The 15,580-nt window shown below is 71.4% G+C and carries 16 protein-coding genes; 5 read left to right on the top strand and 11 right to left on the bottom strand.

The genetic code is table 11. The features are described from left to right. The 4 genes from AB0J36_RS20060 to AB0J36_RS20045 form a co-directional block, all read right to left on the bottom strand. Window positions 1–1,350: a pectate lyase gene (locus AB0J36_RS20060; protein WP_363660978.1), complete on the bottom strand. Its 1,350-nt coding sequence runs from the start codon at window positions 1,348–1,350 to the stop codon at window positions 1–3. A gap of 245 nt (window positions 1,351–1,595) precedes the next feature. Continuing rightward, window positions 1,596–3,392 carry a glycoside hydrolase family 15 protein gene (locus AB0J36_RS20055; protein WP_363660977.1) on the bottom strand — a complete coding sequence of 599 codons (1,797 nt, stop codon included), beginning with the start codon at window positions 3,390–3,392 and terminating at the stop codon, window positions 1,596–1,598. Between the two features lie 42 nt (window positions 3,393–3,434). Next, window positions 3,435–3,827: a cupin domain-containing protein gene (locus AB0J36_RS20050; protein WP_355051904.1), complete on the bottom strand. Its 393-nt coding sequence runs from the start codon at window positions 3,825–3,827 to the stop codon at window positions 3,435–3,437. 245 nt (window positions 3,828–4,072) lie between these two features. Continuing rightward, complete coding sequence (locus AB0J36_RS20045; protein ID WP_363660976.1) at window positions 4,073–4,966, bottom strand: sulfotransferase domain-containing protein; 894 nt, start codon at window positions 4,964–4,966, stop codon at window positions 4,073–4,075. Window positions 4,967–5,058: 92 nt separating this feature from the next. Between AB0J36_RS20045 and AB0J36_RS20040 the strand changes: the two genes are divergently transcribed. Then, on the top strand, window positions 5,059–6,129 hold the full coding sequence (locus AB0J36_RS20040; protein WP_363660975.1) for a hypothetical protein: 1,071 nt from the start codon (window positions 5,059–5,061) through the stop codon (window positions 6,127–6,129). Window positions 6,130–6,135: 6 nt separating this feature from the next. Here AB0J36_RS20040 and AB0J36_RS20035 read toward each other — a convergent pair whose 3' ends face one another. Next, window positions 6,136–6,417 carry an adhesin gene (locus AB0J36_RS20035; RefSeq protein WP_357127739.1) on the bottom strand — a complete coding sequence of 94 codons (282 nt, stop codon included), beginning with the start codon at window positions 6,415–6,417 and terminating at the stop codon, window positions 6,136–6,138. A gap of 275 nt (window positions 6,418–6,692) precedes the next feature. Between AB0J36_RS20035 and AB0J36_RS20030 the strand changes: the two genes are divergently transcribed. Continuing rightward, window positions 6,693–7,427: an aquaporin gene (locus AB0J36_RS20030; RefSeq protein ID WP_357127742.1), complete on the top strand. Its 735-nt coding sequence runs from the start codon at window positions 6,693–6,695 to the stop codon at window positions 7,425–7,427. A 31-nt stretch (window positions 7,428–7,458) separates the two neighbouring features. On the opposite strand, the gene AB0J36_RS20025 is transcribed toward AB0J36_RS20030, so the two are convergent. The 3 genes from AB0J36_RS20025 to AB0J36_RS20015 form a co-directional block, all read right to left on the bottom strand. Continuing rightward, entirely contained in the window at window positions 7,459–7,782 is a 324-nt protein-coding gene (locus AB0J36_RS20025; RefSeq protein ID WP_357393640.1) for a hypothetical protein, read from the bottom strand. A gap of 86 nt (window positions 7,783–7,868) precedes the next feature. Then, window positions 7,869–8,834, bottom strand: coding sequence for a hypothetical protein (locus AB0J36_RS20020; protein WP_357127748.1), 966 nt, complete (start codon window positions 8,832–8,834; stop codon window positions 7,869–7,871). Window positions 8,835–9,010: 176 nt separating this feature from the next. Further along, window positions 9,011–9,604 carry a pentapeptide repeat-containing protein gene (locus AB0J36_RS20015; RefSeq protein WP_357127751.1) on the bottom strand — a complete coding sequence of 198 codons (594 nt, stop codon included), beginning with the start codon at window positions 9,602–9,604 and terminating at the stop codon, window positions 9,011–9,013. 83 nt (window positions 9,605–9,687) lie between these two features. Between AB0J36_RS20015 and AB0J36_RS20010 the strand changes: the two genes are divergently transcribed. After that, entirely contained in the window at window positions 9,688–10,920 is a 1,233-nt protein-coding gene (locus AB0J36_RS20010; protein WP_357127754.1) for a serine hydrolase domain-containing protein, read from the top strand. Between the two features lie 45 nt (window positions 10,921–10,965). On the opposite strand, the gene AB0J36_RS20005 is transcribed toward AB0J36_RS20010, so the two are convergent. Then, complete coding sequence (locus AB0J36_RS20005) at window positions 10,966–12,012, bottom strand: hypothetical protein (protein ID WP_357127757.1); 1,047 nt, start codon at window positions 12,010–12,012, stop codon at window positions 10,966–10,968. Between the two features lie 133 nt (window positions 12,013–12,145). Between AB0J36_RS20005 and AB0J36_RS20000 the strand changes: the two genes are divergently transcribed. Further along, entirely contained in the window at window positions 12,146–12,787 is a 642-nt protein-coding gene (locus tag AB0J36_RS20000; RefSeq protein ID WP_357127760.1) for an NAD(P)H-binding protein, read from the top strand. A gap of 453 nt (window positions 12,788–13,240) precedes the next feature. On the opposite strand, the gene AB0J36_RS19995 is transcribed toward AB0J36_RS20000, so the two are convergent. Both AB0J36_RS19995 and AB0J36_RS19990 read right to left on the bottom strand, forming a co-directional pair. Beyond that, a complete protein-coding gene (locus AB0J36_RS19995) occupies window positions 13,241–13,705 on the bottom strand; it encodes a PPOX class F420-dependent oxidoreductase (RefSeq protein ID WP_357393636.1) in 465 nt (154 codons plus the stop codon). Window positions 13,706–13,767: 62 nt separating this feature from the next. Next, complete coding sequence (locus tag AB0J36_RS19990) at window positions 13,768–14,406, bottom strand: hypothetical protein (RefSeq protein WP_357127766.1); 639 nt, start codon at window positions 14,404–14,406, stop codon at window positions 13,768–13,770. 304 nt (window positions 14,407–14,710) lie between these two features. Here AB0J36_RS19990 and AB0J36_RS19985 point away from each other — a divergent pair, with 304 nt between their 5' ends. Beyond that, window positions 14,711–15,499, top strand: a complete 789-nt coding sequence (locus tag AB0J36_RS19985; RefSeq protein ID WP_357127769.1) for a D-Ala-D-Ala carboxypeptidase family metallohydrolase — start codon at window positions 14,711–14,713, stop codon at window positions 15,497–15,499. Window positions 15,500–15,580 lie beyond the last annotated feature (81 nt).

Genomic DNA, 15,580 nt, shown 5'->3' with positions numbered 1-15,580 from the left:
CTACCGGTAGGTGATGTCGGACGGCGAGTAGAGGCAGTTGACGCCGTCGGCGCCCTCACCGATCTTGGTCGGTTCGCTGCCCTTGGGTACGCCCTTGTACTTGACGCAGATCGAGGTCTCCCGGTCCGGGTCGCCGACGATGGTGACGCGGCTGAAGCGGGCGGTGTCGCCCCAGTTGGTGTTGATGCCGGCGATCGTGTCGGTGTCGCGGACGACCACGTTGTCGATCACCACGTGCCGCTGGTACGACGTGGAGCAGTTGCCGCAGGCCCGGTAGAGCTTCCCGGAGTTCTCCACCCGGAAGTTCCCGATGTAGACAGTGCCCGCGCCGTTGTGCTGGAAGACCTTGTCGCTGGCCGACCGCGCCCCGCCGCCGTCGACCGTGTACGTGGTCCCGCCCCGGAAGGTGGCGGCGTCCTCGCCCACGTCCTCCCACCAGACGTTGACCAGGGTGCAGTCGCCCTCGCAGTGCACGCCGTCACCGGCCGGCGCGCCGATGATCACGTTGCGCAGGGTGGCGCCGGCGGCCAGCTCGAACATCGGGTCCTGACTCTCGCTCTGCCCACCGTCGCCGATGCCGTAGTAGCGCCTCAGCCCGCCGTCGAAGGTGCCGGACACCGGGATCGTGGCGTCCACCTTCTGGCTGCCGGTCGGCGTCGGCCACCCGGAGGGTGGTGGGGCGGTCGGGCTCGACGTGGTGGGCGGCGTGCTGGTGGCCGGCGGTGTGGTCGGGGCGCCGCCGCCGGAGGAGTCGACGACCACGTCGTCGAAGCCGCCGCTGGCGTACGCGGTGACCAGCCCGATCCGCCCGGCGCCGGCCAGGCTGTTGCTGCCGGAGGCGATCTGCGCGCCGTTGACGAAGCCGCGGATGGTGCTGCCGATGACCTCGACACGCAGGGTGTACCAGGTGCCGGTGGTGACGCCGAGCGGGGCGGAGCCGATCGCCGTGACGCTGCTGCCGTTGACGGCCTGGAGTTCGGCCCGGCCGGAGCCGAGCAGGGCGAGGCGATACATCCTGGTGCTGCTGGTGGAGCGGGCGGCGAGCCCGACCAGAGCGCTGGACGAGCCGAAGCTCACCGGCCGGACGCGGGCCTGCACGGCGTAGTCGGTCCACCCGGTGTCGCCGGCGAACTGCCGGGCCAGTTCACTGCCCGTGTTGGACTGCTGGAACACGCCCGCGCCGTCGACCGTCCAGGTGCCACCGGACTTGGACCAGCCGGAGGCGTCGCCGTCGCTGAAGGTGTCGGTGAAGATGGTGGCCGCGAAGGCCGAGGTCATGCTGGCGGCGAGGGCCGCCACGGTCACGCCGGCGCACACCGCCAGCACCAGTGGTCGTCGTCTCCTGTGCACGGTTGTCCTCCTTGACGCGGGTGGTGGTGATCCCGGGACACGGACGCGCGGGGACGTGCCGGCACGGCGCGCTGACGCGAGAGCGGGATCGGTGTGCCCCGTCGGACGCCCGGATCCGACAGCGGGGTGAAGCGGGACGAAAGCCGTGGGAAAGGGCTTTCCCGTCTCTCCGAGGCTAGGACTACGCACATATCAGCGTCAATGCCTGACGCTTGCAGGTCTGTTGCAGGATTTCGGCGCGGGATTCAGAAGCTGTTCGGCTCGGTCAGCCGCCAGGCCGCGTTGATCAGCCCGATGTGGGAGAGCGCCTGCGGCATGTTGCCGAGCTGCGCCCCGGTGGTCAGGTCGATCTGCTCGCTGAACAGGCCCACGTCGTTGGCGCGACCCACCACGCGCTCGAACAGCTCCTCGGCCCGCTGCGGCTCACCCGCCATCACCAGGCACTCCACCAGCCAGAACGAGCACAGCAGGAAGCCGGCCGGGTCGCTCGTCCAGCGCCGGACCAGCCCGTCCTCCGTGCCCAGCTCACGCTCCACCATCGCGATGGTCGAGCGCATCCGGGGGTCGGTGGCCGGCAGGAAGTGCGCCACCGGCAGGGCGAGCACCGAGGCGTCCAGCTCCGCCGAGCCGAACGAGCCGGTGAACGCGCCGATCCGGTCGTTCCAGCCTTCGCGCAGCACCGTCTCGCGGATCTCGTCACGGACGCCGGCCCAGCGACGCGGGTCGGCCCGCTCACCCAACCGGTCGGCGAGCCCCACCGCCCGATCCATGGCCAACCAGCAGGAGACCTTCGAGGAGAGGTAGTGCCGTTCCTCGTCCCGGGTCTCCCAGATGCCCCGGTCCGGCAGGTGCCAGGTCGCCGCCACCTGCTCGGTCAGCCCGAGCACCATCTCCCGCAGCTCCGACTCGAACGTCGTGCCGAGGTAATCGCGCAGTCGCCACACCGCCGACAGCACCTCACCCGGCACGTCGAGCTGCCGCTGCTTCCAGGCGTCGTTGCCGATGCGCACCGGGCGACTGTCGCGGTATCCGCGCAGGTGATTGCAGTGGTGCTCGGAGAGGTCACGCTCGCCCTCCAACCCGAAGAGCACCGGCACCGGCTCGTCGCCGAACTGGCCGATCGACCGGGACACCCAGGCGAACAGTCGCGACGCCTCGTCCGGACAGGCGGCCACCCAGAGTGCCCGCATCGTCAACGAGAAGTCCCGCAACCAGGAGTACCGGTAGTCGTAGTTACGGTCGCCGCCGATCCGCTCCGGCAACGAACTGGTCAGCGCCGCCGCCACCGCGCCACTGCGGGCGTACGTGAGACCGGCCAACACGGTCGCGCTGTGCCGCACCAGCTCCGGGTGCCGGCCCGAGTACGTGTGCGTCTCCCGGAACGCCTCCCAGGCCCGGGTCGTGTCGGCGAGGGCGGCCAGCGGGTCCATCTGGACCGGTGGTTTGCCGTACGTCTGCCCGAACGCCACGTCGATCCCCACCACCTGGCCGGAGGAGACCTCGAACTCGTGGGTCACCCGGTCCCGGCCAGCCCGCAGCGGCATGCCCCCGGCCCGCAACACCAGCACCACCGGGCCGGCGCCGGCCACCACCGCGCCGCCGGGCCGCTCGTGCAGGTACGGCGTGAGCAGGCCGTACTCCGGGCGGGGGGCGAAGTCCAGCGCCATCCTGACCCGCCCGGTGAGGCCCTCGACCACGCGCACGAGTACGGCGGGCGAGTTCACGCCCAACTCGTGCGCGCGGGCACCGGGCTCGGCGGCCAGCGCGTCCGTCACCGAGACGCTGCCGTGCGGCGTGTGGTGCACCGTCCGCAGGATGAGCGTGTCCGGCCGGTAGGCGCGCTCGACCCGGTAACCGGGGCCACCGGCACCGACCGGCGCCAACCGGAAGTGCCCACCGTCCGGGTCGAGCAACCTGCCGAAGACGGAGGCGCCGTCGAACCGGTGCGGACACCACCAGTCGATCGAGCCGTCGACGCCGACCAGCGCGCCGGAACGGGAGTCCGAGAGGAACCCGTAGTCGGAGATCGGCGGCTGTGTCACCAGCCGCGCGTACCCGGATCGGCCCGATTCAGGCCGACGCCGTCACGCGGTCGGCGGTTCGTCCTCGCCGGCCTCCTCGGCCCGGTCGGCCTCCTCCTTGGTGTGGTGCACCGCCTGGTCGGCGTGCTCCGGAGGGCCGTAGACGGTGTAGAGCACCAGCGGATTCGGACCGGTGTTGACGAAGTTGTGCTTCGTGCCGGACGGCACGACGACCAGGTCACCCGCGACGACCTCCCGCTTCTCGCCGGCGACCCGGGCCTCGCCCGTCCCGCTGACGAACGTCAGGATCTGGTCGATGCCCTCGTGCACCTCCTCGCCGATCTCCCCGCCCGGCGGAATCGTCATGATCACCAACTGGGTGTGCTCGCCGGTCCACAGCACCCGCCGGAAGTCCGGGCTCTTCTCGGCGACGGTCGCGATCGTGAAATGCTCCATGGCCCGCTCATACCCCGTTCGGTCCCGCGTCACGCCGGGACTGGCGGATGGTGGAATTCCCCACGGTCGGCAGGTTTGGATCCGCGCCGAGCGGGGATCGACAACGCTGACCGGCGCGAACGGCCGGTCGAGCCAGGTCCCCGCTGGCGTACCGCCGAACGGCTGCGGTGGTGGGAGACGGCCAGAGCGCGGCGACGTTGCGACCACGATCGCAGCGGCGCCGCGCGCTCGTTTGCGCGTACGACTCAGGTGTCGCGGTGCAGCCAGGCGAGCAGGTCGGGCGGGGCCAACCCCCGCGCCCGCCGCTCGTAGCGGGCCAGCGCGGCCGCGTCGAGCAGATCACGCCCCTGCCCCGAGCCGCCGCGACGGAAGAACGCCTGGCGGTCCCGCAACACGCCGAGCGTGTCCGGGGCGAGTTGGTCGGCGCGCTCGCGCATCCGGTCGAACGTGGCCGCCTCGACCAACGCGGGCCACCGTCCGGCGGGCACCTCGACACCCCAGCGGTCGGCCAGCAGTCGCATCTGTGCGCCCAGGTCGGCGCGGAGGTCGTCGTAGTGCACCAGCGCGATGTTCGGCTCGTGCCGACGGGCCCAGGCGTCCCGCAGGTGCCCGAACACCCCGGGCAGCGAGTCCAGCTCGACGCGCGGGTCGACCTCGTGGTCGACCCAGCTCGCCAGCCACTGCCCGAGCGGTGGACGGACACGCGGCGGTCCCGCCGGCGCGGGTTGGCCGGTCAGCTCCGCGACTCGGGTCCGGTCCAGGTTTCCCGCTTGGTGGTAGAGGGAGACGGCCATGTCCAGTGGATGCCGCGCCACCACCACATAGTGCGCCCGGGGGTCGAGCGGTACCCCGTCCAGCGGGGAGTGCGTCTTGATGAACCGGCGGTGCGACTGCGCGGCCAACCGCTCGTACACCACGTCCCGCGGCTCGCCCAACCAGTCCAGCCAGGGCGACAACTCGGACAGCGGCGCCGGCAGCTCCGGAGTGCCCAGCACCAGCAGCGCGCAGATCATCTGCATCCAGGTGGTGCCGCTCTTGGAGCGGGTGCTGATCACGATGTCGCCATCGCGGAACGGGAAGCCGAGCCAGCGGGCGCTGTCCTCGTCGGTGGAGCGGTAACGGTACGGCGACGCGGACATCGGGCGAGCGTAGTCGCCGAACCGACAGCCGGACAGCGGATTTTCGGTACCAGAAAGTGTGGAGGCATGCGAATGCCTGACTAGATTGAAGTATGGTGCCCGCCCACGGGGGCCGGGCAGTGGCGCCGGTCTACCGCCCCATCCTCACCAGCCGCCGACGCGGTGAGCTGGAAGCCCTGACCCACCTCGATCTCGCGGCCGCCCCGCTCGTCGCGCCGATCCTGGTGGTCAACGCCGTCGACCGTTCCACGAGGGACGGTCTGCGCCGACTGCCGGCCGGCCTGCTGCCGGCCGTCGACGTGACCGCCCAACCCGACTCGGTCGATACGGAGCTGGCCCGGTGGGGCGTACCGCTGATGCCTGTCATCGGCCTCGCGGAGAGTGAGCGGCGGCTCGTCGCGCACGGCGCGGCGGCTCGGGCGTACACCCGGCGGGCGCTGGTGCGGGTGCGGGCCGCGCACGACCGGGCGGGCCCGGACGCGGACACGACCGCCGTCGAGCGGATCTGGCGGTACACCGGCCTCGCGCCGGAGGAGTGCGACCTGCTGGTGGACGCGGGTGACGTCTGCTGCCCGGCGGACGTACGGGTGGCGGAGCCCCGGGTACGGCGGCTGCTGGACTGGGCCCGTCGCCACGCCTGGCGCTCGGCGACGGTGGCGGCGGGCGGCATGCCGCCGACGCTGTCCCGGCTGCCCGCCGACGAGCCGGTACGGCTGGAACGCTGGGACTGGCAGCTCTGGCAGCGGCTGGTCGACCTCGGAGTCGACTACGGCGACTACGGCGTCGGTCCGGCGCTACCCGACGCGGGCGACCCCGGCGACCGGCTACCCACCGTGCGGTACACCGCCGACGACGGCTGGTGGGTCTACCGCTGGTCGCGCCGGGGCGGCCGGGGCGACGACCGCTTCGCCGACCTCTGCCGGACGCTGGTGACGGCACCACACTGGTCGAGCGTCGGCGCGGCGTTCTCCTGGGGCGACCACGAGCTGCTACGCCGGGCACGGCGAGGTGCCGGGGCCGGGTCCGCCGCCAACTGGACGGCGTGGAGCACGTCGCACCATGTGGCGCACGTGCTCGCCGCACTGCTGCGACCCGACGACCCCGGCCGGTCGGGTTGGGACTCCCGGCCGGGGCCACCGCAGCGGGGGCGATCGCCCCGGTGAGAGCCCCTACTGCTGCTCGGTGAAGCCGAACTGGATGATGCCCTCGTCGTCGACCGTGGCGTCCACCGAGGCGTCGCCGAGCAGGTCGGCGGCGTCCGGGTCGAGGAAGATCCGTGCGCCCTGGTTGTCGACGACCTGGTCACCCTGCTCCGGCTCGGGCACCAGCTCAACGGTGAGCGATCCGGCGTCGGCGTCGGCGGCGATCCGCACGCCACCGTCCTGGGCCACGTCCTGCTGGTTGGCGAGGTCACGGATGACGAGCACGGCGTTGTCGGTCATGGTGAGCATTGGTGGAACTCCTCGTGGTTTCTCGGCTCGCGGCCTGATGTCACGCAGAGGCGGACAAACGACCCGCGTACGAGCACGCGTGGGAGGCGACGGGAGGTACGGACGGTCATCGCCGTCGCGTCGAATCGGGGCGGCTGACGGGCCCCTTCCCAGCCCACGGTGCCCGTTACCGAGCGATACGTCAAATAGAGCCGGATCAGTCCCGCTCTCGCTTCCGCGCTGGTCACGGCCCTGATTTGCCCACCAGCGAGCGGAACTATCCTTACGCTGAGTAAATGATGGATGACGCCCGCCGTGCGGCTGCCGAATTCCTCGGCACGCTGCTGCTGGTCTTCTTCGGCGTAGGCGCCGCCGTCGCCGCGCGGGTCCAGGGGGGCGTCGTGGTCGTCGCGCTGGCCTTCGGGTTCGTCATGCTGGCCCTCGTCTACACGATCGGCCCGCTCTCCGGCAGTCACGTCAATCCGGCGGTGACGCTCGGCGTCCTGCTCTCCGGCAAGATTTCGGTGATCGGCGCAGTCGCCTACTGGATCGCGCAGTTCGCCGGGGCGACCGTGGCCGGCTTCCTGCTCTGGGCACTGACCCGGTGGGGTGACGTCGCGGACCAGACCGGGGCGCTGGGCTCGAACGGGTACGGCGCCCACATCAACCGAGGTGGCGCGGCCGTACTGGAGATCGTGCTGACCTTCCTCTTCGTCCTGGTCGTGCTCGTCGTGACCAGTCGCAGCGAGAACCCCGGCATCGCGGGGGTTGCCATCGGTCTGGCCCTGGCCACGACCCAACTCGTCGGCGTGACGCTGACCGGCGCGGCGGTCAACCCGGCCCGCGCCTTCGGTCCGGCCGTCTTCGAGGGCGGGGTGGCGCTCCGCCAACTCTGGGTGTTCATCGTCTTTCCGCTGCTCGGCGGAGCGCTCGCCGCGTTGGTGGCCCCGCTGGTGATGGGCGGGCAACGGCACTACTGGGGCGGCCACGAACGAGGGCTCGGCCGACCGGGACATCGCGAAGGGCAATAAGCCTCGTCACCTGCTGAGAGCAGGACGCGGGTCAGGCGGGGCGGTTCGGTGTGGGGGGTACCGCCGCGGGATCACCGCGCTCGATGAGCGCGGCGATCTCGGCGGCATGCAGCCCGCGGAGCGTCAACACCTGGGTGCCCCACCGGTGCAGCCGGCACGGGTGAGGGCTGGCGTCGTTGCGACAGACCACCCCACCGGACCAGCGCCGGGGCGCGTGTACCACCACCGCGCGTACCGCGAACTGGGCATCCTCGCCCGTCACGTACGGCGGCAGGGGGATGTCGCGGAGCACCTCCGGCTCGTCGAGGCCGGGAGAAACGGCAGGACGGACGCGGTGGGCGGTACTGCTGCTCATCTGCGCTGCCTCCACAATGGAAGGTGGACGGGGACAGCAGAAAGTTACGTCCTCACCGACGGAGGGCGACGGACAAACTGTCCCGCTCAGCGCAGCGCGACGGCTTGCAGGCCGACGTTCCCGCAGTGCTCGGTGTAGACCTTCTCGACCGTCCAGCTCACCACCAGCCGGGCGTCCTTCGGCGCCGCGAACCGGATGACGAACTGGGCGCTCTGACTGGTGTACGGGTCCTCCAGGCGCAGGGTGCTGACCGGCCCGCCCGTCGACAACCGCACGTCGAGCCGACCGCGCGCCATCCAGATTCCGGCGTACACCTGGACCGTGCGCGGCGCATCGCTGCCGACGACGGTCAGGCTGAACCCGTTGCCCACACCGCAGGTGTAGACACCGTCGGAGGTGCCCCGGTCCCACCGGTCGGGCGCGCCGTCGGACCAGCGGACCACCTCCTGGTTGCCGTCCCAGCCGATCCGGCGACCCTTCCCGCCCCCGTCGACGATCTCCCCGGAGCCGGACTGCTTGCGGACCGTCGAGTTGCCGCCGCGCTGCCCCCAGTGCATCCAGTCCCGGGTGCCCACGGCCGTCAGGTCGACCTCGGCGGGCACCTCGGCGCGGGTCAGCGACAGCAGCGGCGCGGCCGGCTTCGCCGACTCGGGGGCCGGTGGGCTGGTCGACGGGGTCGGTTCGGGTGAGGGTGGCCGCTGCCGGGGCCGCAGACCCGGCAGCGCCGGGCCGGCCTCGCTGGTACGTCCGTCCGCGCCCGGCAGGCCCGTCGGACGGGCGGCGCCGGCGGGCACGCCGCCCGGGCCGCCGACCGTCGCGTCGCCCGAATCGGGACCGGACCGCGTGCCGAGGTACGCCACGAGCACCACGAGACAGACGACCGCGCCGACCCCTTCCAGTGCCCAGCGCCGCCGCTGCCGGGCGCGGGCGAGCCGGCGCAGCGCTCGGTGGCCCAGTCCGGCCGCGGCAGATCGCGGCCGGTGCGACGCGGGTCGAGCGGCCGACTCGTCCCCGACCCGCGAACCATCCCGCGTACGGTCCTCGTCCGCCACCGACTCCTCCACGTTGCCGCCCGACCGCCACCGCACGTGACGGATCGACCGTCCACTGTGGGTCGTTCACGATTGCACCGGCGTGGTCGACACGCTAAATCGGGACAGCATGACGTGTCCAGTCCGGATCGGGACGGTATGGGACGGCCGGCTCACCCTCCGGTGGTCACCCCGGCTCAGCCGATGCGGAAGCCGAGCGCCTGCGCGATGACGAGAGCCTGCTCGACGTCCACGAGCGCGCCGGCCCGCTCGACCGACGTCGGGTCGAGCGCGGTGAGATCACTGCGCCGCAGGTCGGCGCCGCCGAGGCGGCAGCGCTGAAGTTGCGCTCCGGAGAGGTCGACGCCGGTCACGGTGGCCCCGGTGAGGTTCGCGCCGGTCAGGTCGGCCTCGCGCATCCGCACGTCGCTCAGTCGGACAGCGCGCAGGTCCGCGCCGGGCAGCGCGACGAACGACCAGTCACCGCCGTCGACGCGTAACGGGCGCAGCTCGCACTGGACGAAGGTGCTGCCCACCAGCTTGCAGCCGGTGAACTCGGCCTCGAAGAAGTTGCAGCGCTTGAAGACACAGCGGGTGAACGCCGAGTCGAGGTGCCGGGACGCGTTGAACCGTACGTTGCCGAACGTGCATCCGGTGAAGACCGCGCCCCGGGTGACCGCCTCGGTCAAATCCACGTCGAAGAACTCGCAGGCGACGAACTGCCGGTCGGTCAACTCCTCGCCGTACCAGTCCTCGTGGCGGAAGGTCACGTCCTCGGTCAACTCCGGCATCCGGCCAGGCTAGTGCCGCCGACCGACACCACCGGGGAGCCGCCCCTTCCGGTAGCGGCGTACCGGCGAGTAGTTTCGGCGGCGTGAGTGTGGCGCGGAGCAAGGACCCGGATGAGATCGGCTTCGACCCGGAACGGCTGGCCCGGATCGACGAACACTTCGGCAGGTACGTCGACGACGGCCGGCTCGCCGGCTGGCAGGTGGTGGTCACCCGCCGCGGCGAGGTGGCGCACTCCTCGACGTACGGCCTGCGGGACCGCGAGTCGGGTGCGCCGGTCGGGGCGGACACGCTCTGGCGCATCTACTCGATGACCAAGCCGATCACCTCGGTCGCGGCGATGATGCTGTGGGAGGAGGGTCGCTTCGAGCTGACCGACGAGATCAGCCGCTGGTTGCCCGAGTTCGCCGACCTGCGGGTCTACTCGAAGGGCTCGACGCTCAAGCCGTACACGGTGCCGGCGACCGAGCCGATCCGGGTCTGGCACCTGCTCACCCACACGGCCGGCCTGACGTACGGCTTCATGCAGACGTCGGTGGTCGACGGGCTCTACCGGGCCGCCGGCTACGACATGTACCCGCCGCCCGGCGTCGACCTGGCCACGGCCTGCGCGGCCTTCGCCGAGTTCCCCCTGCTCTTCGAGCCCGGCACGGCCTGGGGTTACTCGGTCGCCACCGACGTGCTCGGTCGACTGGTCGAGGTGGTCTCCGGGCAGAGCCTCGACGCCTTCTTCGCCGACCGGATCTTCGCCCCGCTGGGCATGACGGACAGCCGCTGGTGGGTCGAGGGCGACGAGGCCGAACGACTGGCCGCGCTCTACGCGCCGGATCCGCGCAGCGGGCAGGCGTTCCGCTACGACCGGCTCGGCGCCCTGGCGCACCACAAGCCCGGCCTGCTCTCCGGTGGCGGCGGCCTGATCTCCAGCGCCGCCGACTACCACCGCTTCACCCAGATGCTGCTGCGCGGCGGCGAGTTGGACGGCGTACGTCTGCTCGGGCCACGCACGGTGCGTTTCATGGCCCGCAACCACCTGCCCGGCGGGCAGGACCTGGGCACCCTGTCCACCGGCGGCTTCGCCGAGAGCACCCTGGACGGGGTCGGCTTCGGCCTCGGCTTCGCGGTCGTCGAGGACCCGGTCCCGAGCCGGGTGCCGAGCAGCGTCGGCGAGTACTACTGGGGCGGGGTCGCCAGCACCGCGTTCTGGGTGGACCCGACCGAGGAGATCACCGCGCTGCTCTTCACCCAGCTCCTGCCGTCGAGCACCTATCCCCTCCGCTCCCAGCTGCGCCAACTCGTCTACTCCGCGCTCATCGACTGAGGGGTGGGGTCCGTCGCCCACGGCTGACGGACCCCACACCGCAGCTCAGCCGAGCTGCTGGGCCTGGATCGCGCGGATCTTCGCCGGCTTGCTGACGGAGAGGTTCGAGATCAGGTACGCCCGCACGCTGCCGTCGGGGAACACCGCCCACAGGTCGGCCACGCCGTCGGCGTTCAGGTCGGCGGCGAGGAGGCTGCTGACTGCCACGCCGGTGTTCCAGCCCGAGGCGAGCCGGTACTGGGTGTAGGCGAGCGCGCCGGTCCCGTCGCCGTTGTCGGTCATCGTCACGCCCTGCCACAGGTACAGGTCGCCGGTAGTGGCGTTGCGCAGGACCAGGGCCACGCCCGAAGCCAACTCGGTGCTGGCCAGGGTCCAGTTCTGCCAGTCGCTGCCGCCGGTCGGGGTGGCGGTGTTCAACGCCACCCGGAGGTAGAGGCCCACCGCCCAGGCGTTCGGGTAGTAGGCCAGTCGGTAACCGTTCGTCGTGTCGCCGACGATCCCGACCAGGTCAGGGATGTAGTCGCCGACGCCGTCCGCCACGTACCCGCTGACGAGCTGGATCGGGGAGTTGCCGTAGTCGTCGGCCAGGAATTCGCGCGCGAGGCTGACCGAGGCGCTGTAGGGCTTTGCCATCGTTCCGTCGCCGACACCCTTGATGATGACGCCGCCACCGGCGTTGTCGCCGCCCGGGTAGTAGGCCAGGAAGTCCTGGTTCGCGGTGCCCCAGAAGGTGCCGGTGATCATCTGGGCGCCGTCGAAGTCGGCCGGCGATTCATTGCCGGTGACGCCGTTGCCGTAGATACCGATGTTCACCGCTGGGACCTTCACCCGGCCGGTGCCGACGCCGGTGGTCGCGTTGATCCGGCCCCGCGCCGTCCAGACACCGGAGTCGAGGCGCGTCGTGGTGCCGCCGGCGGTCACCAGGTCCGGTACGCCGTCACCGTTGAGGTCCTTGTCGACCGGGCCGGTGACGGCGGTGGTCGGCGTGTGGACCGGTGCGGCCTGGGCCGGCAGGGCCGGGACGACGGCGAGCGCCAGGGTGGCAGGCACCGTCCAGGCGAGCAGCCGGCGACGGGCGGAGAGGTGCTTCATGGATTCCCCGTTCAGTCAATGGATCTTGTTTGGCTCACCGTAGTGGGCCCATGCCAGTCGGTCGCTCCCCTGAACGCCCGGCCGGGTTCGTCATAACGGCATCTCCGGGGCGAGCCGGCCCTAGCCTGGGCTGGTGAGCACCATCGTCGTGTTTGGCGCGGGCGGCACCGCCGGGTCGCGGATCGCCGCCGAGGCCGTCGACCGGGGACACCGGGTGATCGCCGCGGTCCGTCGCCCGGAGGCGACCTCGTACCTGCCGGACGGGGTACGGACGGTCACCGGCGACGCCACCAGCGAGCGCAGTGTCCGGGAGTTGGCGCCGGACGCGGACGCGCTGGTGGTGGCGATCGGCGGCGGCGAGCGCGGGCTCTGGCGCACGGCCGCCGAGACCCTGGTGACCGCCCTGCGGCCCATGCCGGCCGCGCCCCGGATCATCCATCTGGGTGGCGGGTCCACCCTGCTCACCCCGCGCGGCACCCGCTTCCTCGACGAGCCCGACTTCCCCGAGCAGTACCGGGACTCGGCGATGGGCCAGGCCGACGCTCTGGACTACTACCGCAGCTCCGCCGACGGGGTGCGCTGGACCTACGTCTCGCCGCCGCCGCTGGAGTTCCACCCCGGCGACCGCACCGGGCACTACCGCACGGGCACCGACGAGCCGGTCACCGATGACCAGGGCCGGTCGGTGCTCACCTACGAGGACCTCGCGGTAGCGATCGTCGACGAGATCGAGCAGCCCCAACACATGAACGCGCGCTTCACCGCCGCGTACTGACCGGCACGGCGGTCGGCGGTCGGCGCTCGGCGCTCGGCGCTCGGCGGTCGGCGGTCGGGCCGACCTCCCCCTCAGCCCCTGTCGAGCTGCTCCAGATATGGGGCAGACGCAGCGAGATGCGGAAGAACAGCTTGCGGTAGACAGCGCCGCACCCCCGCACCCCCGCACCCCCGCACCCCCGCACCCGCACCCGCACCCGCACCCGGCGGATCGAACGGCACCGTCGTCGCCCGCCGCCCCACATCCGGGGCAGCTCGACAGCGCCCCACCCCTGCACGGCCAACCCACCACGACGACCGCCCGCCCCACATCCGGGGCAACTCGACAGCGCCCCACCCCTGGACGGCCAACCCACACCACCGCGACCGCCCCACCACCACCGCCGCCCCACATCCGGGGCAGCTCGACAGCGGACGAACAGCTGGCGGGTACGGACGCGTTCGAAGCGCGCGCTCAGTCGGCGAGGCGGGCCGGGAAACCGCCGGTGGCGATCGGACCCCAGGTATCAATGGTCACTCGGATCAGCGACTTGCCCTGGCGCACCATTGCCGCCCGGTAGTCGTCCCAGTCCGGGTGCTCGCCGGAGATGCTGCGGAAGTACTCGACCAACGGCTCCAGCGCCTCGGGCAGGTCCAGCACCTCGGCCGTGCCGTCGATCTGCACCCACGGGCCGTTCCAGTCGTCGGAGAGGACGCACGCCGAAACCCGGGGGTCGCGGCGGATGTTGGTCACCTTCGCCCGCTCGGGGTACGTGGACACCACCAGGCGACCCTCGCCGTCGATGCCGGCCGAGACCGGGGAGGACTGCGGCCGGCCGTCGGCTCGGGTGGTCATCAGCACGACGCGGTGTCGCGGCCGGAGGAAGTCGAGCAGGGTGTCCCGGTCGACCCGGGTGTTCTTCGCGATGCTGCGTGCCATCACTCGTTCCTACCAGGCCGGCGGCGGGTCCGCGGGCGGTGGGGGTCAGCGGGCGGTGGAGGTCAGCGCGGGTCGGCGGCGGTCCGGTGCACCGCCTGGGTGGGCACGCGAGGCCGACCGGCCGGGCGCCACGCCCGGCCGTTGGCATAGATCACCCGAAAGCCGAGGTACGAGGCGAGTGGCGCCCAGTGCGCGGAGCCCATCCGCAGTTCGGCGGCGTTGTGCCGCTGCCCGTTGGCCAGCACGTCGAGCAGGACGGTTTCGAAGGCGGCCGATTCAACCCAGTCGACGTCCCGGGTGAAACCGCAGATCAGGGCGGCGCCGGTGACCTCCAGGAACTCGCGCAGCACCGCGTCCGACGCGCGCAGCACCGAGCAACTGCCGAAGTAGAGCCGCCGCCCCTCACAGCGGCCGGCCATCAACTCGGCCACCTCGTTCAGCTCCACCGACTGCCAGTCGGTGAGGCAGAGCCGGCTCGGCTCACCGTGCATGGCGAAGAAGCCGACCCGGTGATCGGCGTACTGCTTGAGCAGCCAGCGGTCCAGGAAGTAGAACAACTCGTCGCGGGTGGCGGCGTCCTTGTGGATGAAGCGGATCTTGCCTAGTCGCTCCAGCAGTTCGAGGGTGGGCAGCACGGAACCGCGTTCGTTGAGGTCACGGTGCCACTGACCCTCGACACAGAAGACGCCACCGCGTGCCACGCGCACCTCCGCCAGTTCGCCACCCGGGCCTGACGTTACCGCCCGCCCAGTGGAGTGGAACATCACCCTGGGTGCGACTGAATGCGACGTTCGGTGCCGTTCCCGCGTTCCCGGGCCGATCGGGGGAAATGGCTGTTTCGCAAATCAGCCGAATTCACAGGCGCTGCCCAGGAACGGGCGAATCGTGAGGACAATTCTCGTTATTGCCGCCAACCGCACTGATCAGTGCGAAGGTGGAAATCGCGGGACGTCCCGGTCGATGTCCCAGAGCCACCCCATTCGCTCTCCTAACGGGAGGACTTCTGTGCGCGTAAACACCTTGAAGCGAGTTGCTGTCGCTTTCGCCCTGGCGTTGCCCGGGGCAGCGATCGCCTCGGTGGTCGCCGCGCCGGCAGCGTACGCGGACGGCTGTTACACCTGGAACCGCAACCTCTACCAGGGGCGCTCGGGCGACGACGTCCGTCAGCTGCAGATCCGGGTCGCTGGCTGGGCCGGCAACCGGGACATCGTCGAGAACGACGGCCGCTACGGACCGAAGACCGCCGCCGCGGTGAAGCGGTTCCAGCAGGCGTACGGGTTGCGCGCCGACGGCATCGCCGGCCCGCAGACGTACGCCAAGCTGTACCAGCTCCAGGACAACGACTGCACGCCCGCGCACTTCAGCTACAACGAGTTGGACAACGGGTGCGGCGGCAGCGGGTGGAGCGGCGGTCCGCTGTCGGCGGCCCAGACCAAGCAGAACGCGCTGCGCACCATGTGGAAGTTGGAGGCATTGCGCAAGAGCCTCGGCGACAAGCCGCTGAACGTGACGAGCGGTTTCCGCAGCCGTGCCTGCAACAACCAGGTCGGCGGCGCGTCGGACAGCCAGCACCTGTACGGCCACGCGGCCGACGTCACCTCACGGACGTCGTCCCTGTGCACGGTCGCGCGGGACGCCCGTAACCACGGCTTCAGCGGGATCTACGGGCCCGGCTACCCCGACCACGACGACCACGTGCACGTCGACTCACGGCGCGAGAACAACAGCGACGGCAGTTCGAACACGACGAACTGGTCCGCGCCGGACTGCGGGATCGGCGCTGGCAACGACTGAACCAGCCGGTCGGCGTGACGTGGGGGGGGGGGCGCGGGGGGGCACACGCCGCCCCGCCCCGCCCGACGTTCGCGAGATCGT

It is taken from the genome of Micromonospora sp. NPDC049662, from assembly GCF_040675055.1.
In the GTDB taxonomy this organism is placed as follows: Bacteria; Actinomycetota; Actinomycetes; order Mycobacteriales; family Micromonosporaceae; genus Micromonospora.
Note: the sequence above shows the minus strand (reverse complement) of the source record. Positions and strands in the feature narration are given on the sequence as shown.